Source organism: Novipirellula rosea, assembly GCF_039541335.1.
Taxonomy (GTDB): Bacteria; Planctomycetota; Planctomycetia; order Pirellulales; family Pirellulaceae; genus Novipirellula; species Novipirellula rosea.
This window is the reverse complement of sequence record NZ_BAABGA010000029.1, coordinates 391,135-413,243: the sequence shown is the minus strand read 5'-3', so window position 1 is coordinate 413,243 and position 22,109 is coordinate 391,135. Positions and strand designations below refer to the sequence as shown.

The window sequence follows — 22,109 nt, the reverse complement described above, 5'->3', positions numbered from 1 at the left end:
CTCGTGTTTAATCGCGAGGTTTCAAGCCATTATGAGTTGCTTTTGCGGTCAAAGCGTCTTCGGGCCAAAAGTGTTTGGGATAGCGGCGACGTAGTTCTTTGCGGACGACCGGATAGGTTGTCTTCCAAAAGCTATTCAAATCATCGGTGATCTGTTGCGGCCGGCGGTTTGGACCGAGCAAGTGCAATTGCAGCGGCACCTTGCCGCCAGCGATACGAGGTGTGTCGGTCCAGCCAAACAACTCTTGCAGCTTGACATGAATCGCGGGCGGCTTGCCCTCGGCGTACTCGACACGCACCGTGTTGCCGCTGGGAACGGTGATTCGCTCGGGAGCGTGACGTTCAATCTGTTGCAGCTGCGCGTAGTCGAAGATTCCCTTGAAATGGTCCAGCCAAGCCGCACGGCGAAGTTGGGCCAGCGACGTCATCGATTGGCACAGCTGTTCGAGCACGCTGTGCACGGCAGCGTCGTCAAGTTTGGGAATTTCTAAGTCCGGCATTTGCGAATGCAGAAAGCGTACCCGCTGCAAAAATGCCAATGCGGCCTGGTTTTTGTCGCTCAACAACGACTCGACATCATCTCGCGCCACATCCGCTAACACCGTCGCGACGTGGGGACTCGGTTGACACTCGATCGGTGATTCACTGAGAACGAGGTCATGGAAATATTGCCGTCTTCGTGCGATCACGACTTGTTTCGCGGGATCATAAAACGGCTCATCTATCGTGCGAACCTGCGACGTGTCAAGCCACTCCAGTTCGATCGGCACCGCGATTCGCACCATCGCTTCGGTGCCGCGATCGTCAACATCGATACAAACAAAGTATTTCGATGGCGTGCCCGCTTCGTGAGCCAGCGCCGCGTTGGCAAGCTGGACGCCGCGACCGCCCACCATCACCCCACGGTCGCTGTCGTGGCTTCGTCGACGTGCGACGCGGTCGGGGTACGCCGCTAACAGACATCGCTGCAATGCTTGGTTAGCACCTGAGTGCTGCGGCGAGTTCTCTGCCGATCCCATGATTCGGCGAATTTGCTTGGCAACTCGCTGAATTTGTTTCGCAGCCCCACGATCGATCTCGATACGAGCATCGCCATCGAGATAACGCTTCAATTTTTCAATTTGGTCAAACAGACTTAACGACTGCGAGCGAAACGGACTGCGTTCGCTCAACAGCGCCGCAATCAGTGTCGCGTCGGAAACCACCCCAAAGTCATCAGCAGCAACGAGGAATCGGGCAATCCGTGGATGCAGTGGCAACCGCAACATTCGCTGTCCGACCGGCAATAAGCCACCATTGTCATCGATCGCGCCGAGCGAGACCAACAACCGTTTGGCCCGATCAACGGTTTCGAGCGACGGCGGTGTCAGCCAAGGAAAATCCAATGCATCGCGTTCGCCCCAACCCGCCAACATCAAGGCGGCAGAGCTGAAGTCCGCACGCTCGATTTCGGGTGAATCGTGCAGCCGACGCGAGCGATGGGCAGCCAGCGGCCAGAGCCGAAAACAAACCCCCGCTTCGGTTCGCCCGGCCCGGCCCGCCCGCTGGTCCGCCGAGGCCTGGGAAATTGGTTCCAAACGAAGCACCGGAAGCCCCACGGCAGGATTGAAACGCATCACGCGAGCGAGTCCGCTGTCGATGACCGCGGTCACGCCAGGAATCGTGACCGACGTTTCGGCGACGTTGGTGGCAAGAATGATTTTGCGTTTTTTCGATGCCGAAAGCACCGCGTCTTGATCGGCCGCTTTCATTTCGCCGTACAGATCATGCAGCGTGCAATCTGCAGCCATCCCACTTGCCGCGATCATCCGGTGCGTTCGCCGGATTTCACCCACCCCCGGCAAAAAAATCAGCACGTGACCGGCCGTCCGATCGAGTGCTGCGGGCAACGTTTCGATGATTTGTGAATCGATCGGCTGCTTGGACAGATGAGGCGAATGGACGATGTCGACTGGAAACGCCCGGCCTTCGCTGTGCACCGATACGGCATCGCCAAGAAACTCCGCCACCGGCTCGGTCGCCAACGTGGCCGACATCACGATCAGTTTTAATTCGGGACGCAGCGTCGTGCGGATGCGGTGCAGCATCCCCAGCGCCGAATCGATTTCGAGACTGCGTTCATGGAACTCGTCCAGGATTACACAGCCGACGTTTTCCAGCAGCGGATCCTTGCTCAGTCGCCGCAGCAACATGCCGGTCGTCATCACGATCAACCGAGTCTGCTTGGACGTGCATCGATCAAAGCGAACGTGATAGCCGATGCGGCTGCCTAATTCGCTGTGGTCCAGATGAGCCAGCCTCGATGCTGCACCGCGTGCAGCCAGGCGACGAGGTTGAATCAATAGAATTTCGCCGTCATCAACGATCTTCCGCTGCAGCAATGCGAGTGGAACCAGCGTCGTTTTGCCAGCGCCCGGAGGCGCCTTCAAGACCACAGGAATCGACTTGCTTGCCGCAGCAAGGATCGAGTCCAAGCATTCCGCGACCGGCAAGTCGAGGGCGTCAACATCGCTAGAAACCGAGTTGCCGGAACCAGAATCGCTCACGTAGAGATGCTCATTTGGATTGCGACAGAGACACTTGTGGTTACGCAGGTCCCAAGCCAAACGCTCTTCGCCACGCACTGATTTGGCCGACGTGAAGCGTGATGTGACCACCGACGTAGAAGTTCAACATCGCACCAGACGTCGGCAGACGCTCTCGCATCGCTTCATTGGGATTCGCCTCTAACAAGACGGCGTCGTCCGCAGTTTCCAGCGCCGCCAGCGCGGCTTCATAGCCGGTGTTGAACGCGTTCAGAATCTCGTCCATCGGAGGATAGATGTTGCCCTCGGGATCGTCGACGCACTTCGCTGACTTGGAGAACACTTTGACAAATTCATCGCTTGGCTGATAGGCCGATGCATCGCCTCCCAACGCCTTGATCACCTCGGATGCGTACAGACTAAGGTGTCCAAAAACGAACGCGGGATGATTCGACTCGATCACCGTATCGCCGCACTTGGCAAAGCGAGCAAATTGTTCGGGGGTGACGTCTTTAAGCATTCGTTGAGCGTTGGCAAGTCCAATCCGGCTGGACGCTGCAATCATGGGACCGATGTTAGGCACGGCGTTAAATCCTTGTTTCATTCGAGTGTAAAAACCGCCAGACGGCATATCCTAGGTCGCGATGCCGAGAACCGTCTAGACACCGACGCGGATTTGACGTTCGCAGCCACTTACTACCGTTAATCACGCTTGGGCGATCGCGTCCGCCACAACTTGCTTGGACTTTGCCAGCCCCTCGCGGGCGACTTCCAACGCGTCGCGTTTCCAGTACTCGGGATTGAACAACTCGAGTGAAAAGGTGCCGCGGAAACCATGGTCAAGCAATTGGCGAATCGTTGGCACAAGCGGGCAGACACCGTCGCCGGGAAAGACACGATCCTTGTCACTGATGTCGCGCTGCGACGGTTCTCCGGGATAGTCGTTGATATGGAAGCAGTGCATTCGCGAGGCTTCGATCATCCCTAGTCCCGCGAAATCGCTGCCCCCTTTGTAGATGTGATAGAAATCGGGCAGCACACATGCTTTGGGGTGCTCGGCGGCCGTCGCGACGTACGCCAATTCACCCAGCTTGCTGATCGTGGGCGAAAAACCCCAAAGTTCCAGTTGAGGCGTGACTCCGGTTTCGTCCCCGACTTGCAACAGAGCACGATAGCGCTCGGCGATAACCTCAAGTGGCGGCGAGATCGCTTCTTTTTGATGCGCCCCGATAGGCGGCGCCGCAATCATGGTCCCCCCAATGGACCGAACCAATTCCATGTCCCGGCGAGCCACTTCGAGCCCCGCTTTTCGCTGTTCGGCATCGTCGTTGATCCATTGTGCAAATCCGATCGCGCTGTCGACCGTCATCCCGGCATCTTCAATCTGCTTTCGCAAATCCGCAACGCTGCCTCCGTCTTTGACATAGTTTTCTAGATCTCGAATCCATGGTTCGACGCCATCGTAGCCCGCCTCGGCAGCCACTTCGATCTGCTGCTTGACCGTCAGATTGTGTCCTCGCAACGTGCTCATATTAAGAGCGAAGCGGACCGGAAAGGTGTCCTTTGCGGAAACCGGTTCCGCGGCGGTGACGGTTGCGAGATTGCGGGTCACCGCCAAACCGACGGCGGAGGTGCTGACAAGTCCCATAAATTGGCGGCGGTCGGTCATAGCAGCAAAACTCTCAGGAAGGAAAAATCAGGGGAAGAAAAAGGGGCAGGAGCCATCGTTTTACTCGATTAGCCTAATCAAAACATCATGGCGTTGCTTGCACAGAAAATCGGTAGGGATAAGAGAACTGAATTTCCCGATAGCGACACGTGCCGAGAATTTCACTCCTCTGGGAATTTCCGAAACGCTTCGCGACCTTTGCAATGAAAATACAATCCCCGACGAATTTGGTTGCAGCAGAGAAAAAAAGCCTCACAATGGATGGAGTGCGAACCACACCCTTTTCTTATTAGATGCTTTTCTCAATAGCATTTGCGTGTTGATGCCAAGCGATTCACCCGAATCGAAATTGAATCCGCATCCATCGGATGCCAGCCGAACTGAGCTTACGCAATCAAGTGAACCACTTGTTTCACGAGACACCAGTAACCCCACTTCGCAACTGCGTATCGATTCGGAACGCGAGTCACTTGAACTCGAATTGTTCCGGCTCAAGCGAGAGGCCGATGCGGCGCGTCATGAAGCGCAAGCGGCGAGGTGTGATGCCGAAGCGGCCTCGATTGAACTAAAACTTCGCGAACTGGATGCTCCCGGCCCCGAGTCGCCGATACGGATGGCTGCAACCAGCTCTGTTGCCCCGAGTCATGCGTTGCGGCAACCGACCGGCTCCGCCCCCACAGCGGACGAACCCTCGCATGCCGCGGCGCCCATACAATCGGATTTAAAACCGGACCGAAACACAGCGGATGTCACTTGGTATACGGGCCCGATTCTCGAGAAACCCACGTCGACGCCGCTTGAACCGGAGCCGATCCCAAAGGAGCTTTCCGCTGCCGCATTGGCCTCGACGTCGTTTCAAAGTTGGCAAGAGATTCGCGAAGCGTTCGACCATGATGCCGAAAAACAGGATGGCGACCGTACCAATGCAACTGAAAATGCAGACGTAGCAACCAGCAAACCATCCGCTGGCGTCACCGAACCGGCCGTTCTTGACGCTCCAAACATCCATCCGGACACCATCGCTCCGATTGTCACTGAAGCTCGCGAAGATGACGCCGCTGCACCGCAGCGACGCGTCGATTCGGCGCATCGCCAAGCTTCTGCGCCTCGGTTTCGAGACGCGGTATCACCGGATGAGACGAACCCGGTCGTGCCAGCAGATGAAACGAGCGAGGCATCTTCACTTTGCATCGCAACGGCCGAATCAGCCGCCACCGAGTCGGCGAGCCGATTGGATCTACCATCCCTGCAGATCCCGACCCTCGACAGCGGCGAGAAGCCGTTCGAAAGAGCGAATATCGCGGACCTTGATTCTGCGTTTGTCGCTGACGACACGGTGACGCCCGAAGATCGGCGACGAAAACCCGCAGCCTGGATCGCTAGTGCGATTGTGCATGCAGTCATCCTCGTAATCCTTGGCGTTGTCACACTGCAAACGCACAAGCCACGGGACCAAGTGACGCTATCCGCCTCGGCGCCGTCGGCGTCCGAAGTGTCGATGGAAACCTTTTCCATTGAAACCAGCGAATTGGAAACCGAACCGACCGAAGAGCAAACCGAGTCCGAGATCCAGTACGACTTGAGCCCCGTCGGCGAGATCGCAGTATCCGATTTCAAGCCGCCGCCACCGCCATCGATGCCCAGCCCGGCTGCGGCCATGCTGAGCCAGTCCGACAACTCGGCCGCCGCGATGTTGACCAAGCCGAGTGACTCGGACGCGAAGATCCAGTTTTGTGGAGTCGATGGTGGGGGAAACCATTTCGTCTATCTGGTCGACAGCAGCAAGAGTATGGGGGACGCCTTCAATTCGGCCAGGATCGAACTACTGAAATCGATCAACGCGTTGCGTCCCGACCAACGATTCTATGTCATTTTCTTTGATTCGGATCCCGACTTCATGCGATTGAGTGATCCGAAGAAGGATGAGCCGCAAAGTGCTTACGCGACTCCGAAAAACAAGGCTGCGTTGCAGCGATGGGCGATGGGGATTCGCGCCGACCGTGGCAGGAACCCAAACGATCTACTCGATTTCGTGCTGAAGTTGCGAGCCGATGCAATCTTCTTGCTGTCGGACGGCGAGTTTCCTCAGTCGACCGAACAGTTATTGCAGGAAAAGAATGTGCAGCGAAATCTGTTTGGCACCGGCGGATTGATCAGTCGGGTGCATACGATCGCGTATTACAGTCGTGCAGGCGAGAGTCGGATGAAGCGAATTGCCGAACAAAACCAGGGACAATACCGCTACATTGCCAAGCCGTAAGGTGGGTAGGCGAAAGTGTTGCGGGCATTGTCGTCGGTGCTGGCAGCGGCCGGCTTATCGCATGTCTTAATCGTGCTTGACGCCACTGGGCTGGAGAGTCAGCGATCACGATCACGATCGAGTTTCAGAGGGGAATGCTCGCCTTCCCACGCAAGTCTTGTTGGAGTCCGGCAAGACAAAGCCAGATGAGGCACCTTCGGCGGGCCGAATTTGTTCGACGCAGCGGGGGCGTTCCGCATCCAGCGAATTGAGCCGACGGACTTCGAGCTGGACGTGCACATTGAAACAATCCGCGAAGAGCAAGAGTATCGTCTAACGTTAAGCAAACGCGGCCAGACTCGCGTGAGATTTCAGCAAGGCGATGTACGGTTCTTACCCGGTGCCCCTGCTCAGCCAACGATCGAAATCAAAGCCATGAGTGTCTACTCCGCCGCCAAAACGGTACGGTCAAAAGATTCGGACGAGCACTATAACCCGAGAAAACGAGACAAAAACACGGGGCGATTTAGAGGCGTTTACAGTGCACCGGCCCAGGAGATTAGTTCTCGAACACGACGCGGTCGACCGCTTGTTCGATGGACTTTTTGTTGTTTGTGTAGACCCGCACTTTGCGAAGGATCAGCTTGTTCACCCGTTGATTGCCGAATTCCACGCCTGATGAGTTTGCAGTGATGTTCGGATCGTAAGTGTTAAGATTTGCAAGTGTAGTTTGCGTCGACACGAGCAGGTTTGATTTGCCCCCAAACTTTCCCCATGTCGTTGACGTGCCGTTAAGGATTTGCACTTTCAACAAGCCATTGCTGTCTAACTCCATGCGCGTCGTCCATTGAATTTTCTCGTCCGCAGTAGCCAGCGATGCGAAGGTCCCTAAACCGCTCGAATCGAGCATGACGAGCCCGTTCCACAGTTGCAATTCAAGGCCTCCTCCGCCGAAAGCGTTTTGGTTGATCAGCAAAATGGTGTAATAGGATTCTGAGACTCCGATCGTCGAAATCATACAGTTGAGCTGCGGTGAGCTCCGGCTGGCATTTGGCGAATTGAGGTTGAGCTGCCATTCTTCTTCGACGGCGGTCACGTCGGCGGCAATCGCAACGGGGCTGGTGATTAGAAACAGAGCGGCGACAAAGCCGCGACTGACTTGGAAAAAAACTTCGATCGCACGCATGTGAGTAGCTCGTGAACGAAAAGGAGGTTGAAAACGCTCGGTCTAACCTGAAACCTAGGTCGCCCAGGAACCAAGTCAAGAAAAAGGGCGGAGATCGTTGCAAATAAGGCATGGATCCGAGGTTTTCACTCTCCAATAAGCTCGCTCGCATCATCTGGATGGCTGTCCCCGTTATTCGAGCTGATAGAATCGCCCAACTTTGCGAGAACTATGGGTGAATTCAGAATGCGTGGTAATATGCGTAGGTTTGCGGATATTAATTCGTGACCTTCGAACATTACAATGAAAGTCGGGGTGGCGTCGATTCCAAGCCGCTCGGCAAGTTCGATGTCTTGCCAGACTCGCAACACGGCGGGATCGTTTAGGTCGGCAATGCGATTCTCGATCTCGGCCGGTTTCACTTCAAGGCGTTGCATGAGGTTCAGATATCCCTCGCGAGTCAAACGCTGCGGTGCAGTAAACACCGCTTCGATAAACGGCCAAAACTGATCATGTTCGGCAGCAATCTCGCTGAGCGCGGCCGCGGCGCCGCTCTGTTCGTGACCGGGAATTCCTGATAATGGCCGATGTCGAAATGCCAATCGAACGCCCTTGGGATTTGCTTGCTGAAAGTCAACGAGCGACTGGTGGATGGCCCGACAAGCAGGGCACCACAGGTCCGCGAACATGACGATCGTCAACGGTGCTGTGTCAGGCCCCACTGATTTGGCCGGGTCTACCAAATCATCCACCGTCAAGTTCGCCAGTCGCTGCGCCGAAATGGGGGGCATGTTGGCGGAGCGTTGCATTTGTCCTGCCGCAATGCCGACAGCAGCCGAGGTGATTAATCCCAGTCCGAAAAACCAGGCGAACGAAAGTTTTTGAATTGGCTGTCGAATCCTCGTCAGCACGACGGCGAGTGCCAACAAAAGAATCATCATAGTGCCGGAGGCAATGCACCACTGGCAAGTCGCCTGGATCACGTTGTAGGAATAGATCAATAAAGCGACACTGACAACGCTGCCAATGGCGGTGATCGCGAGCAACACGATTTTCGCTGAACGGTGGTTGAGGCACGACAGCAGGAAAATGATGATCAGGTAGGCCGCGACGCCGCCGAAGGCGATTGGTACCCCAAACACTTTCGAAGCCGGGTGTTGCGCCACTGTCGCACAACCATGACTTCCACCACAGGGTACTGGCAAATCGAGGACATGACCTAAGCTCAACACCATCGCCGCGAACAGACCGCCAAAAGCCACAACGAGGGTGACAAGTCGCAATGAGGCTGGGTGCATTGATCCGATTCCAGACTTGCTTTCTTCTCGCACCCTGGGGAACTGCGAAACCAACAGTGTGTTCATGGCTATGAGACAAAAATGGTTAGAACATGGAAAAAGTTCGATGCTCACCGGAAAGCATTCCATCAACGGATTTCTTGCTCAGCAATCAAGCATAAGGCGATTTTTTCCCGTTAAAAAAAGAGACTTACTGCGAAATTGCAGCAAGCCTCGCGATATCTTGTGTACTTTTCTCGTGAACGCCTAACCCGATGGTTTAGTTAAGCGGGGCCCAGGTAGTTCCATTAATACTGACTTCAAGAAGGGTAGCCTCGCCCACTGCCACTGGATCACCAGCAGGTGTTGTCAACGACCAGGTGCTGGCAGGCGCGGGGCAGGAATTAAGTTTTGGCCCTTCGGTAACGGAACTAGAGTTCGGAGCTCCGTTGAAGCCCTCCAGGTTAAACCCTGTAACTTGGTTTTTCACGCGAGTTACGCTTGAGAGCAAACCCCCGATCGTCGTTGTCGTTGTTCGGCTACGCTCCTGGATCTTCTCGTTATTTGCGTTGGTGCATTCCCAACTGACCTCGCTCTGTTCGATTATTAAGGCTCGAAACGTCACAGCGCCAGCATTGGTCTGCAGTTGGGCATTGTTCCAGCCATAAACCAACTGCACGTCGCCCTTGCCGACGAAGCCAGTGCCGTCACCATTAACGTACCATGCCGAGTACGCAATCGTGCTGACACTTAAACAGGCAATCAAAGCCAAGCTACACTTCATTAACTTTCTCATCAGGAAACTCCACAGTAAATACACCAAATTGTTTTGCGGTTCTCACGCTGATTCCGCTGTTTTGCTTTCACTTCGCAACGATCTGCCGCATCTAAGAGATACCATCACCCGCATCCAAAGACACCTCTTCGGGACTGGCGCCGACCCTCCTGACAGGCGGGCTAATAGCAATGCACGGTGCGTACCAATCAACGTCAATTTGAAGAAGTTTCAGAGCCAAGGGTGGAAAGACTGGAGTTCCCCACAATTCTGATCGTAGGCAATGCAATGGGGGGCAAAGAGCTGGTGATGTACCACCAGTTTGCCCAGAATATTTCCACTCAGGGACGTCCCGACGCGGGCGGTTTTTGTGGAGTGTGTGTAGATGGAATTGGGAGTGGGGCGCAGCAGTACTCAAACTCGAACCGGCAGGCATGTAGGCTACCGTCATTCAAACGCACCTGCAGTTCGTAGGTGTGGCCGTCCACGAAAGCTGCGGTTGCAGTGGATAATTCGCAGCTCCACCGTCCGCTTCCCATGTCGTCCTTTTGGTAGCGAAAAGACGATTCGCTGGGCAACTCGACAGGCAAGCCAGGAACCGATTCGGCCGCTGGCCCGAGATCCTCCACTCGGGAAATACAATGCGGGCCGCCGCCGAATTCCGAGGTCACTTCATTTCCCAGCAAATCGTAAATTCGGAAGGTGATTGACAGCACCTCGCCCCGCCGCACCCGCATCGGCTTCGCTGGATCAATGGGGGCATCGAAAAGCTGACCCGCCGTTAGCGGACTTCCGCAACGGTTGCCGTACACGACCCGCGCACGGAGCTCGACAGTAAAAGGGACCAGTGACGGAGGCAAGTTCGACGTTTCGGCCACCACCTCGCGCCAGGCGAACTTGATCTGAGTCTCCCACAGACCTGGACCGATCAATAAAACATGATCCGAATCCACAGCCACAGCGACGCGATTGCAATTGAGACTCGCAAGCTGACAATAGTCCAAGTTGCTTAGACGTTGGCTGCGGCCAAAGAACACTTGGTCGACAGAGATTCCCACCACCTCGCCCAAGTCGAGCATCGGCAGGTTATTCTCGAACAAGTACTTTGGATCGCACTCGAATCGGACTACGCCACCTTGTGCACGAGAATCCATTGTTGCGGGTCGTTCCTTCGGAAGCACCTTTTTATAGAACACGGTCAGAGCCCCCCCCGTGCTATCGGTAGAGATGATTGCTTTGGACCGGAGGGAAACACCATGATTTCCTGGGGACGCGTTACACGCATGAGAGCGAATGAAAATTGGGATGTCGATTCTTCGATCATCCCTTAGCCAATCGGCCGAATGCTCCGTTCTCACCCAACTTCACAAAGAAGATGGCTTTGAATGCTCAATGCAAATGCAAGGCCAAGAAAATTGATTCTTGAAGTTCGCAGTCATCTGCACGTGAATCGGTTTCCAGCCTGTCTAAAGGCCCCGCTTGTCTAAGTCGCGACGGCATTGATCGGTTTGCTAGAAAAACATTTCAGTTGCCAAGATGCTCGGGACCGTTGCGGGAAGCGGAGTGGTCCAGAGGGTCGGTGTATTTCTTCAATTTCCAGCGAAACGTTTCGCGGGACATGGCCAGCAGCTTGGCAGCGTGACTTTGATTTCCGCGGGTGGATCGCAAGGCTTCGAGCACCAGCATTGCCTCCACTTTTTCCACAAAGGATTGGAAAGAGCGTTCTATGGTATCTGACAATAAATGTTGCCGTACAATCTCGCGAAGACGGTCTTCTGAGTTGCCCGCGTCAGGATTGGATTGTTCCGCCACGCTCAATGCTTGGCGAACGTGATGCTCTCGTAGCATGACCCCCGGATTGAAGATCATCAGTCGGCAGAGAAAATGCGAAAGTTCTCGCACGTTGCCTGGCCAGGGTTGTTCGGTAATCAGTGCGAGTGCATCTGGTGCGACTACGTGGCGTTGGACCCCGAGCTCCGATGAAAACTTGTCAACAAAATGGTTGACCAGATCGGGGATGTCCTCGCGGCGATCTCGTAGCGGCGGCAGTTTGACGCTGACCACGTTCAGGCGATGGAACAGGTCTTCGCGATAGGTTCCCTCGCTAATAGCACGCTCCAAGTTTCGGTTGGTGGCGGCCAACACGCGTACGTTAACCTGAATGTTTGTGTTGCTGCCAACACGGGTCAACGTCCGTTCTTGCAGTACGCGAAGTATTTTGCCTTGCACGCTGAGCGGCACGTCTCCAATTTCATCAAGAAAGATGGTTCCACCCTCAGCCTGCTCGAACTTTCCAATCCGTTGGGTCGTAGCTCCGGTGAACGCCCCGCGTTCGTGGCCAAACAATTCGCTTTCTAAGAGTGGCTCTGGAATGGCAATGCAATTGATCGCTACAAACGGTTTGAGTCGACGTTGGCTATAGCGGTGGATCACATCGGCGACCAATTCTTTGCCAGTGCCCGATTCACCACGAATCAGCACAGTGGCGTCTGTCTGCGCCACACGTCCGATTGCCTTGTAGACCTCCTGCATGCTCGGGCTGTTGCCGATAATCGTATCGTCATCGACAGAGCTGCTTGCCGGTGCGGTCGATTGAGGTCTCAGGGAGTCGCGATAACTTTCCGCCGCACGTTCGATTGTCTCAATCATCACCGTCGGGTTCAACGGCTTGGCCTGAAAGTCGAACACACCCAGCGAGGTCGCTTCAATCGCCAAGGACATGGTGCTCTCACCAGTCATGATAATCACCGGAATCTGTGGCGCTGTCGTTTTGAGTGTGATAAAGGCCTCCAGGCCGTTCATCAGAGGTAATCGGAAATCCATCACGATGACTTCCGGCCTCGCAGTGTCCACGCTGGCTAGCGCTTCCTCGGCGCTACCCGCAGTAAATACCTGATGTCCGCGTCCTGTTAGCGCGAGAGCAAACATAGAAAGCAGATGGACATCGTCATCGACTAGCAGAACCCTACTCACAACCTCTCTCCAGTGACATCTATTGCTTATGCGGGATCCGGAGTAAAAACACTGTTTCCGCTGCAGATGACGATTCCAGTTGCAGCTGTCCGTCATTCAAACGCGTGATGGTTTCGCAAATTGCCAACCCAAGGCCAGTACCCGAAGGCTTTGTCGTAAAGTAAGGTTCGAAAACGCGATCACGGATTGCCTCAGGAATTTCCGTTCCCTGATTACACACCCGTATGATGACAAATCGCCGACCATCCACATGGCATTCAGTGTTGGCTATTATGGTCAACTGGCTTGACCGTGGTGCCGCATCACAAGCGTTGGTCAACAGATTCACCAGCACCTGTCCGATTTGATCGGAGTCAACACAGACAGCTGGCAATCCAGAATCCAAGTCTTGCTGAACGGCCAGTTGTTTTTCAGTGATCCGGGGGCTAATCAACGCTACCGAAGTTTCGATCAGTTGAGCCACCGAACAGAGCGAGAATTGAGGTGCGGGCGAACGAGCAAAATTCAGAAACTCAGTAAAGTTGCGCTCCAACCGACGCATCTCGCTGTGCACCGTGGCGAACGTTTGGTGCAACCCTGAAGATTCTTTCGTGTGCTCCATGTACATACAGAAGTTCATCGTGGTCAACAAACTACGAATCTCATGAGCGACTTCCGCCGCGATCCTTCCGACAGAAGCCAGTTTTAACGCATGTTGCAACTGAGCTTGGCTTTGTTGCAAATCCACACGCGCGGTGGTCAACGTTCCGGCAATCGACCGTAAAGATTGGGGCAACGAATGCAGATCTTCACTTGTGCTAGAGCCCAACGGACCGCCATCGATCAACGCCAGTTGCCGAGCTTCCACGGCGGTCTGGTGAAGCGGACGAAAAACGCCGATTGTTAAGATGCCCGAGATGCTGAATGCTAACAGCAAGCCGACGGCCAAACATGATCCGGTCACCCAACCCATATTCAAGGATTGCTGGTAAGCATCGTCGACGCTTTGCTGCATATAACCGGTGTTGGCGTCAAGCAGCCGGTCGCATGCGTCCTTGGCCACTTCATACAGGACCGGGATCTCCACGAGTACGATTTGAATTGCGAGAGTGGTATTGCCCTGATCTACGGACCTCAAAGCGTCCTCGCGACGGTCATCGTAGGCTCGATACGCCAGCTCCAGTTCCTTCAGGATTTCAAACTCTTCCGCTTCGTTCGCGCTTGCTTTTGCAATTTCTAACCAGTGGACAAATCCTTCTTTCTTTTCTTCGAGGCGGTCGATCCAGATTCCGTTCCCGTTGTCCAGAATATACGCAGAAACATTTCCACGCTGCTCAAGCATCGCCAGCTTGACCTCCGCCGCAGCCTGCACACTTGGAACATGTTCGTCGAGCTGTGAACGTAAAGCAACCGACACACTCGTGATCGTTATCATGCCTGCAATGCCACTGGCCGCGAGTGTGGCAAACATGACAAAAATGATCGACGTGAGTCTTGTCTGCAAAGGAATCAGGGTTCTACGCATAAGTAACCTCCAAGCCGCCGCTTCGGCAGATGGTCCTTGGTCACGCAATTGGGATGTAGAGATACATGGGGCGTGGGGGTATCAGCGACTGAATTTGAATTGTCGATCCAATCGTCGTTTAGTCAGGGGAAAGTTGGCTTCCTACCGCCTTTTGTGCCCAAAGATTCAGTCGAAATCGAACCCCGAGACCACCCAGGGGGATCGGGCACCAACCAAGGGGACAGGATTATAACGCTGCGGCGATCAAACCGTACCTATACGATCGCCGCGAAAATGCGTTAATGCTGGTTTGCCTTCATCAGATCGGCGGTACAAGGCAGAATTCCAACGGGTTGGGATCGGTGTTGCTACGAATAAATCGCCTTCCATCTCTCAACCATGCCCAACACCGGTGGTGTTCGCTGCGTTCCAACCACCGGCTCATTTCTGTAATCCCTTACGGGATAGTGGCACATTCCGGCTTCACTGACTCATGCATCGCAGATACGATAGAAATCATGTTACCTTCCCACCTAAGCCGAACGCCCTCTTTGCGGGCCCCAGCTCATGATAGCAATATACATTTTGCATAAATCAACTATGCACTATCGTTTAACTGGCTAGTGAGGTGTTGCCCAGCAATGTTGAGCATTCACCTCCCGATTCAATCAGCTAGGCGAATTTGTCTTGCCGCGGGCGGGGGCGTTGAACATGTCGAGAGTCTCTTCGGCCGAGGATTGATCGACCAACGCCACGACAATATCGCCCGGTTTTAATTGGTCGTCGGCTCGCGGGACTCGCACAAAACCGTCTCGCTGGATCGCGGCGATCAAACATCGGCCAGCTAACGGAAGATCGGCCAGTGTGGCCGAAGTCACTCGGGTTCCCTCGACGACTTCGAGTTCGTAGACCCCGATTTCACCGCTCGGCAATCGACTCTGCGAAATGATCGCTCCTTCGTTTAAAAAACCAAGGATTTGGCGAGCCAAGACATCGCGTTCGCTGACGGCGCGGTCGATGCCAAGTTTCGCGACGACGTTCGCGTAATCAGGGCGACCGACGACGCACATCACTCGCGAAGCACCGAGTTCGCGTGCTTCGACGCCCGCCATAATGTTGCTTTCGTCATTGCCGGTACAGGCAACGAAGTAATCGACCGTCCCCGCGCCTTCGTCTTCCAAAATGCTGCGGCGATTGGCGTTGGCATTAATGACGGTGACGTTGGGCAACGTTTTGGAGAGATGATCACAACGATCGACATCACGTTCCAGCAGCACGATTCGATAATCATGCGGGCTGAGCGAACCAGCCAAGTGGAATCCGGTTTCGCCGCCGCCAGCGATCATGATTCGTTTGCGAGATCGCCGCTCTTCAGCTTCCGCACCAAATGTGCCTCGCGCCTTGGTAACGGCATCGGGCATCCCGATCAGGCTGACCCTGTCACCCGCTTTCAATTCGTCTTCGCCGCTGGCGATCCACATTCGACCTTCTCGCGCGATCGAGCCGACACGGACGTTGCCGGGGATTTTTAGTTCGCGAAGCCGCGTGCCCGCAGCGCTGGCATTATTGGTGATTTGCATCTCGTAGACTTCCAATTGTCCACGCGCAAAGTGTTCCAACGGAATCGCATCGGGGTTGCGAATCGCACGCGTCAACTCGAACGCCGTCAATTGCTCGAGCGACAGGATGCTATCGATATTGAAATGCCGTTGGTAATCAAACGTGCTGAGGTCACCAAAGGCCGGCGCGTAAACCCGCGCGATGCTGCGGCGTGCGCCCAGTGCTTTTGCCATGCTGGCGGCAACGATGTTGACTTCGTCATCCCCGGTCACGGCCAACACGATGTCGGCGCTACACACATCGGCTTGAAACAATACCGTGCTTTGCGAAGCGTTGCCTTGGATGGCGCGCACGTCCAATTCGCTGTTAATTCGGCGAACGTTTGCCGGATCGTTGTCGACCACGGTCACGCTGTGTCGACGACGACAAAGAATGTCGGCGATCCAGCGGCCGACCGTTCCGGCACCCAAAGTCAGAACTCGCACTAGATCATCCAATTCAAAATGCAAAGGACCACAAAAATGAACGCCATAAATCCACAGATCCAGCGTCCCGTACCCAACGCATGCTTAATGATCAGCGAATTGTCTTCATGACGCGTCGCACCAAACACCAAAGAGATCGAAATCAACAATGGCACAAAGTACAGCAGGTAGGTGGGGGAAATGGAAAGCATCGTCAATCAATTCGCTGCAAAGTGTAATAAGAAATAATAAGACGCGATGGTCGTTCCGGCGTGAAATCAATTACTGAGGCATTTCCACTACGCCAGTTATTTGCTTCGCATCTTTCACGGATTCAACGGGCGTTTAAGCAGGTAAGCAGGAATCATTGGGTGAAATCCCGTTAGCCGTTTGGCCCATTTACTGAAAGACTCCTGCCTAATTGTTTAGCTCGTGTTGTTGGCTATTCAGTATTCAGTCTAGGTATTGGATTCCGCGTCGGGCGTAGGATTTTCGTCTTTGCTGCCTTCTTTATCGCCATCGCTTTCCTTTTTGCGTCCGCTGATTGGAACCGACAACGGACCTCCGAAAGCATCGTAGATCACCAAGATATTCAGTAGCCCTGCGATCACGGTGTACCAGGTCCCCATCTCGTAGCCCGCGCCGTGGCGAGCAAACCAAGCAGAGACATCATCGGCATTGCTTTCAATCACCGGCCGACGTGGCGGAGCCATAAAGCCGCCCCACAAGGGTTCGTAACTATTGAGTGTTCGGCCGTTTTCCGTCATCCCCCGCATCCGGTTTCCTTGCACCAACGCAGGAAACGCGACCGCTCCCACCCCCGCTTGTAGAAAGTAATGCCATCGTTTGTCGCCGGGCTGCCAGGACGCGTACACCACGTGCCCGCCACCCAGCGCGAACCCAAGGACCCAAGTGGAAAGAATGCAAACAAAAAACAGCGCCGCCTTGCTGGTGCGTCCTTGGTAATAATGTCCGGCACCGGGCAGCAACCAAGCTAAGAAGGCGGCAAGAGATCGATTGCGAAGATCGACACGGAGTCCATCGACCGCGATCACGTTGTCTTCATTGGAGGGCATGAGCTTCGTTTGCTTTCAATAGTTCGTGGGCAAGATTTCGTGGGCAAGTAATTTTCGTGGGTCGGTCTTTCAAACCAAGCGGCTATTGTGCGGAAAAGCGATTGCGGGCGGTAGCCGAATCTGAATACGGATCCGAAGTCCAGTTCGCAATTGGCCCGAAGTCCGCTTCTTCGCAATTGGCCCGAAGTCCGCTTCGCTATTGGATATGGATCAATTGGGGATTCGCATCCGCGCCGAGGATCTTGGTATTTCCTTGCAGCTTCGTTTTTCGCTAGGGTCATCAGCGACGTTCCGTTGCGATGCCCCGCAAAGCTGGCCCCGCACCGCTGGCCCCGCACCGCTGGCCCGGCTGCTAACGCATCGGATCTACCTTGACGCCCCCTTGGTTGGTTTCTTATTTACCAGAATCCATGCCTGATCTTCCTCCATTTTGATGGCCTTCGCTATGACCCGGATTTTGTTGAACTCTACCCTGTTTGCTTCCTTACTGTTCGCAACCGTTGGTTGCGGCGGATCCGAGGAAGTTGCCCAACAGGCATCCCCCAATACAAACGTCGCTACCACATCGGCCAAATCGCCTGCCGAAACCTCGGCAACCGACGTGGTGAGCCAATTTTTAGATCAAGTTCGCCGTGGCGGAGAGAACTCCGGCGCCGGCGAATTGTTGACTCAGCGAGCTCAATCGGAACTCAAGCGAATTGGTCGTACCGTCCAGCCCATCGGCTCGCCCGACGCTCGTTTTAACGTGACCCAGGCGCGTGAAGTGCCCAATGAACCGAATTCGATGTTGGTGCAAAGCATTTGGACCGAACCGGGTCCTGAAGGCACCCAAAACGACTTCGAAGTCGTGTGGGCGGTGCAACGCGAAACCGCTGGATGGCGAATCTCGGGACTGGCGATGGAAATCGATCCTGCCGAGCCACCGATCGTGATCGATTTCGAAAACGGAGAGGAAATGGCCAAGCTGCTTGCAGGAAGCGAGGGATCCGAAACCCCAAGCGAAAATGGCACTCAGGCGGCCAAACCAGCCTCCGAAGCGCTTTCTCGCTAAGAAATCCGGCAAAATTTATCCTTGCCTTTTGTTCACTGCTTTGCCCCGTATTGTGTCGAGGGCAATCCCCACCCAAACGGCCTGCTGTGGCCGGAAAAATCGGCATAACCCGAACAAAAAACACTCAATTTTGGCGGGATTTGGCCACAATCTTTGTGACAATCTTACCTAGCTTCACAATTTGTGTGCTGTGGCACACAAAATGCCGGATTTCGCCCGCAGTCGAATTCAGGCAAAAAATCCTTTCACGGATCGTATTGGGTGGATTGACACGATTTTTCCCAAGGTTACTGTAGCGGCGAAATTGCGCGAGCCGTAAAGCCAACCTATACCCCCCATCTTAAAAGGGTGCGGGGGCTGGAACACGGTTCGATGATCTTTCGGTAGTCGATGATGTTATCGGCGGTTGGATCGACGCGATGGGCCGTGGGATTATGGCCTTAACAATTTTGATGTGCGAATTCGGATCGCACCAAACTCCGAACACTTGGGAGATCTTTATGAATCGGACTGTGGTGAGCGGCATTGCCGCATTCGCACTGTTAATTGGTGCGGCAGTAGTCATGAGCGAAACCGCTGAAGCAGGACACCATGGCGGTGGACTGTTCAGCCGACTGCACGCCAAACAGTGTGGCGGTGGATGCGCTCAACCGTCGTGCGGCGGTTGTGCTGTTGAAAAAAGCTGTGGCGGTGGACTGTTCGCACGCCTGAAGGCCAAGCACGCAACTCCTTGCTGTGTTGCTGAACCTGTTTGCTGCGAACCAGCTCCAGCACCTGTTTGCTGCGAACCAGCACCAGCACCCGTTTGCTGCGAGCCAGCTCCAGCACCCGTTTGCTGCCCCGAGCCAACCTGTGGCCACAAGAAGCATTGCGGCTTGTTCGGCAAGCATCGCAATCGCAAGAGCAGCTGTGGATGTGCAGCAGAGCCAACTTGCTGCGAAGCAGCTCCTGTAGTTGAAGCTCCTTGCTGTGGTGGCGACGTTGTTGCCCCTGCACCTGCAGCTCCTTGCTGTGGCGGCGGAGCTCCTGTTGCAGTTCAAAGCAGCGAAGGCTACGACCTTGCTCCAGGCGAAACTCTCGTTCCTGGCAGCGTTACCACCGGTGCTGCTGCGGAAGCAGCTCCAGCTCCAGAAGCTGCACCTGCTCCTGCTCCAGAAAGCAGCAGCGATGCACCTCCAGCGCCAAAAGCTGATGCTAACACCGACATCTAGTCGTGACCGGTTTAACCTCGCGTTAGGCTAAACCAGCGAAGATCTTGAAACCTCGTCGATCCCATTGGATCGGCGAGGTTTTTTTGTGCGCTGGCGGCAAGCCTTTTGTGCGATGGAGAGAAGCGAGTCCAATCCCATCCACTTTGGGTAGCGGCACGAGGCGGGGCCCCGTCCGGTTGCAGCGAGTAAAACGTTCGATTTCGACCGGGCGGCTTGCGCCGCATCGCTACAAAAACCATCCGTCGCCGCATCGCTACGAACGTCACTCGCCTAACAAATCGACGATATCGGGGCGCAACCGGCTGACGTCGTTCTGGTCCTCTAGATCATCCGGCTTTAAATACAGCCGATCCTGCTGATCCGCATCTTGAACGTGGTACCACCGCGATGTGGTCACCGCGACTGACCCTTTGTCGTCACGAGTGATCACGCGTGGCTCGAATTCCGAATCGCTGCTCGCCCAGCCCGCTGGATCGATCAGCGTTTCCGGCTGCATCTTGATCTTCGCAAGCAGCGTGGCCAGCGATTTTGCATTGACCACACGCTTTTCACGCAGCGGTCCTAGATCGCTGACGATCATCGGCACGCGATGGTGGCAACTACGCAGCGGCCCTGCGCGATATCCGATCGTTTGGTTTTGCCCAAGACTAAACCCGCTAGTCCCCACCAGCACCACGATCGGATCCCAATCGGCAGCGTACTCCAACAGCAACGCTAACATCCGATCCAACAAGCGGACTTGGCAGCCGTACGTTCGCATCCAGGCGACGGCAAGGTCGGGATGCGAATGCTCGGTCAATTTCAATTGCGGCGGCACCACGTCGGGAAAAACCCAGGGGGGCATTTCGCAATCGGCTTCATCCAATGCCACATCGGTTTCGGGCAGCAGATCTAATTCTTCGCTGGGCTCGCCAGCGTACAGTTCATCGGCATCCAAAGGCACCAACCATCGCGGCGCATCCCAAGATCGCACCAACGATTGCGTATGCAACCACCAAAGGGCCGCAGGATCGGGATCCTCGATGCGAGCAAACAGCCCCGCAAATAGGCTGGCGAGGTGCGTTTCTTCGATCTCTTCGGCTGGCAGCGTGTCGACATCCGGCGGATCCGATTCGATCAACCAAGTTTGATCAAAATCGTTGTCAAGCGATTGCTGCGACAAACGAGGATCGTCGGTGATCAATTCCACAGGCCCTCGTTCGTTCCAGCGTGCGATCCAGTGGTCCGGGTCATGCGACGGCGGCGGAGCCAACCAATCCGCCAGCACCTTCAGCCCATCATCGTGTTCGGCGATCGCTCGATCCCACACACAACCACGGCTGGCGAGCAGGTCGATTGCGGGCGTTTCATTCCACGAAGCCCCGTAGCAACCGAGTGCGGACGCCGCCAACCCCTCCACCGAGATTACGATCATTTTTCGATCATTCATGCGCGTTACTTTGACGAACCCGCGAATTCCCTACAACCGGACGATCCGGCAAAAGAGCCCAAAGTTCCCAGCGGGGCTTCGGCGATCCGAGGGAAACGGTCGTTTGCAGTGACGTAGCGTTCAGAGTCACACGCGTTCTATCACGCGGTGACCCCGAAAACACTCCATCTCACGATCTCATTCACGATCTGATTTTCCTGCCCCATCCAATTGCGGAAACAAACCGAGCAATGAATTACACTTCGTCTGTAGCTCCCTTTGGCATCCCCGTGGCTGTGCCTGCAATGAATGAACCTCGCAATCCAAGCGTGCAAAGCGATTCCGTTGCCGCGGCGTTGCCGCAACCGACCCCTCCGCTGCCGGATCGGATTCGCAGCGAAGTCTGGGATGTGCCATTTGATCACCTCACGCTTGCCGAAGCGGTGGACCGAATCGAATGCTTGGTTCAGCGCCGCATCCCAAGCTACGTGATCACCGCAAATCTGAACTACTGCATGCTGCATCATCGCGATCCCGAGATGGGAACGATCACCGACGATGCGGACATGATCCTTGCCGACGGACAACCGATTGTTTTGCGTAGCCGACTATCCAAAGAACCGCTCCCCGAGCGGGTTGCTGGCAGCGAAATGATCTACCACCTTGCCGAGCGATGCAGCGATAACGGCTGGGGCATCTATTTCTTGGGGGGCGAAGAAGGCGTGGCACAGCAGTGTGCCAAGAAGCTACAAGCGATGTACCCCGGACTCAAAATCTCGGGCGTCGAATCGCCTCCGTTTCGGCCACTCAGCGAGAGCGAACAGCGCGAACAAGATCTACGCATTAAAAAGTCCGGCGCCGCAATCCTGCTGGTTGCGTTTGGGCAACCCAAAGGCGAGAAGTGGATCCACGCGAACTACAAACGACTGGGGATCCCCGTTAGCATCCAGCTCGGCGCGTCCTTTGACTTTATCGCCGGAACGGCCAAGCGAGCTCCGATCGTTTGGCAAAAAATCGGCATGGAATGGGCTTACCGAATGTGCAGCGATCCCAAACGACTCGTCCCACGCTATGCTCAAAACGCGACCTTTTTGTTGGGTGCGTTAATCGAGGATTGGAAGCGTTTGGTCACGAGTTGGGGGATGGGCGATTGGAGCAATCGCCCCGAGCGGTAACCCCATTGCCCGCGGTCGCTCTAACCGCGGCATTTGAAAGCCCTCACGAACCTCTTGAT

17 protein-coding genes are annotated in these 22,109 nt (G+C 55.1%); 4 read left to right on the top strand and 13 right to left on the bottom strand.

What is annotated here, in order from left to right:
* Nucleotides 1–7: 7 nt before the first annotated feature.
* The 3 genes from hrpB to ABD971_RS11460 form a co-directional block, all read right to left on the bottom strand.
* Nucleotides 8–2,545, bottom strand: a complete 2,538-nt coding sequence (hrpB, locus tag ABD971_RS11470; RefSeq protein WP_345322116.1) for an ATP-dependent helicase HrpB — start codon at nucleotides 2,543–2,545, stop codon at nucleotides 8–10.
* 40 nt (nucleotides 2,546–2,585) lie between these two features.
* Nucleotides 2,586–3,107 (bottom strand): DinB family protein, encoded by a 522-nt coding sequence (locus ABD971_RS11465; protein WP_345322114.1) that lies wholly within the window; start codon nucleotides 3,105–3,107, stop codon nucleotides 2,586–2,588.
* Nucleotides 3,108–3,230: 123 nt separating this feature from the next.
* On the bottom strand, nucleotides 3,231–4,193 hold the full coding sequence (locus tag ABD971_RS11460) for a sugar phosphate isomerase/epimerase family protein (protein WP_345322112.1): 963 nt from the start codon (nucleotides 4,191–4,193) through the stop codon (nucleotides 3,231–3,233).
* A 322-nt stretch (nucleotides 4,194–4,515) separates the two neighbouring features.
* On the opposite strand from ABD971_RS11460, the gene ABD971_RS11455 reads away from it, so the two are divergent.
* Nucleotides 4,516–6,453, top strand: coding sequence for a hypothetical protein (locus ABD971_RS11455; protein ID WP_345322110.1), 1,938 nt, complete (start codon nucleotides 4,516–4,518; stop codon nucleotides 6,451–6,453).
* 538 nt (nucleotides 6,454–6,991) lie between these two features.
* Here ABD971_RS11455 and ABD971_RS11450 read toward each other — a convergent pair.
* From ABD971_RS11450 to ABD971_RS11410, 9 genes are all read right to left on the bottom strand, one after another.
* Nucleotides 6,992–7,528 carry a hypothetical protein gene (locus ABD971_RS11450; RefSeq protein ID WP_345322108.1) on the bottom strand — a complete coding sequence of 179 codons (537 nt, stop codon included), beginning with the start codon at nucleotides 7,526–7,528 and terminating at the stop codon, nucleotides 6,992–6,994.
* A 215-nt stretch (nucleotides 7,529–7,743) separates the two neighbouring features.
* Nucleotides 7,744–9,009, bottom strand: coding sequence for a vitamin K epoxide reductase family protein (locus tag ABD971_RS11445; protein WP_345322106.1), 1,266 nt, complete (start codon nucleotides 9,007–9,009; stop codon nucleotides 7,744–7,746).
* 145 nt (nucleotides 9,010–9,154) lie between these two features.
* A complete protein-coding gene (locus tag ABD971_RS11440; RefSeq protein ID WP_345322104.1) occupies nucleotides 9,155–9,670 on the bottom strand; it encodes a hypothetical protein in 516 nt (171 codons plus the stop codon).
* Nucleotides 9,671–9,990: 320 nt separating this feature from the next.
* Entirely contained in the window at nucleotides 9,991–10,803 is an 813-nt protein-coding gene (locus ABD971_RS11435) for a hypothetical protein (RefSeq protein ID WP_345322102.1), read from the bottom strand.
* A gap of 370 nt (nucleotides 10,804–11,173) precedes the next feature.
* On the bottom strand, nucleotides 11,174–12,622 hold the full coding sequence (locus ABD971_RS11430) for a sigma-54-dependent transcriptional regulator (protein WP_345322100.1): 1,449 nt from the start codon (nucleotides 12,620–12,622) through the stop codon (nucleotides 11,174–11,176).
* A gap of 19 nt (nucleotides 12,623–12,641) precedes the next feature.
* Nucleotides 12,642–14,126, bottom strand: a complete 1,485-nt coding sequence (locus tag ABD971_RS11425; RefSeq protein WP_345322098.1) for an ATP-binding protein — start codon at nucleotides 14,124–14,126, stop codon at nucleotides 12,642–12,644.
* A gap of 647 nt (nucleotides 14,127–14,773) precedes the next feature.
* A complete protein-coding gene (gene trkA, locus ABD971_RS11420) occupies nucleotides 14,774–16,150 on the bottom strand; it encodes a Trk system potassium transporter TrkA (protein ID WP_339940208.1) in 1,377 nt (458 codons plus the stop codon).
* Complete coding sequence (locus tag ABD971_RS11415; protein WP_339940206.1) at nucleotides 16,150–16,341, bottom strand: hypothetical protein; 192 nt, start codon at nucleotides 16,339–16,341, stop codon at nucleotides 16,150–16,152. Before ABD971_RS11415 ends, trkA begins: the two co-directional genes overlap by 1 nt.
* 246 nt (nucleotides 16,342–16,587) lie before the next feature.
* Entirely contained in the window at nucleotides 16,588–17,205 is a 618-nt protein-coding gene (locus ABD971_RS11410; RefSeq protein WP_339940203.1) for a DUF6677 family protein, read from the bottom strand.
* A 457-nt stretch (nucleotides 17,206–17,662) separates the two neighbouring features.
* Here ABD971_RS11410 and ABD971_RS11405 point away from each other — a divergent pair, with 457 nt between their 5' ends.
* Together ABD971_RS11405 and ABD971_RS11400 are read left to right on the top strand one after the other, a co-directional pair.
* Nucleotides 17,663–18,256, top strand: a complete 594-nt coding sequence (locus tag ABD971_RS11405; protein ID WP_345322095.1) for a hypothetical protein — start codon at nucleotides 17,663–17,665, stop codon at nucleotides 18,254–18,256.
* Nucleotides 18,257–19,210: 954 nt separating this feature from the next.
* Complete coding sequence (locus tag ABD971_RS11400; RefSeq protein ID WP_345322093.1) at nucleotides 19,211–19,498, top strand: hypothetical protein; 288 nt, start codon at nucleotides 19,211–19,213, stop codon at nucleotides 19,496–19,498.
* A gap of 231 nt (nucleotides 19,499–19,729) precedes the next feature.
* Here ABD971_RS11400 and ABD971_RS11395 read toward each other — a convergent pair whose 3' ends face one another.
* Nucleotides 19,730–20,896 carry a hypothetical protein gene (locus ABD971_RS11395; protein ID WP_339940195.1) on the bottom strand — a complete coding sequence of 389 codons (1,167 nt, stop codon included), beginning with the start codon at nucleotides 20,894–20,896 and terminating at the stop codon, nucleotides 19,730–19,732.
* A gap of 284 nt (nucleotides 20,897–21,180) precedes the next feature.
* On the opposite strand from ABD971_RS11395, the gene ABD971_RS11390 reads away from it, so the two are divergent.
* Complete coding sequence (locus ABD971_RS11390; protein WP_345322091.1) at nucleotides 21,181–22,050, top strand: WecB/TagA/CpsF family glycosyltransferase; 870 nt, start codon at nucleotides 21,181–21,183, stop codon at nucleotides 22,048–22,050.
* Nucleotides 22,051–22,109 lie beyond the last annotated feature (59 nt).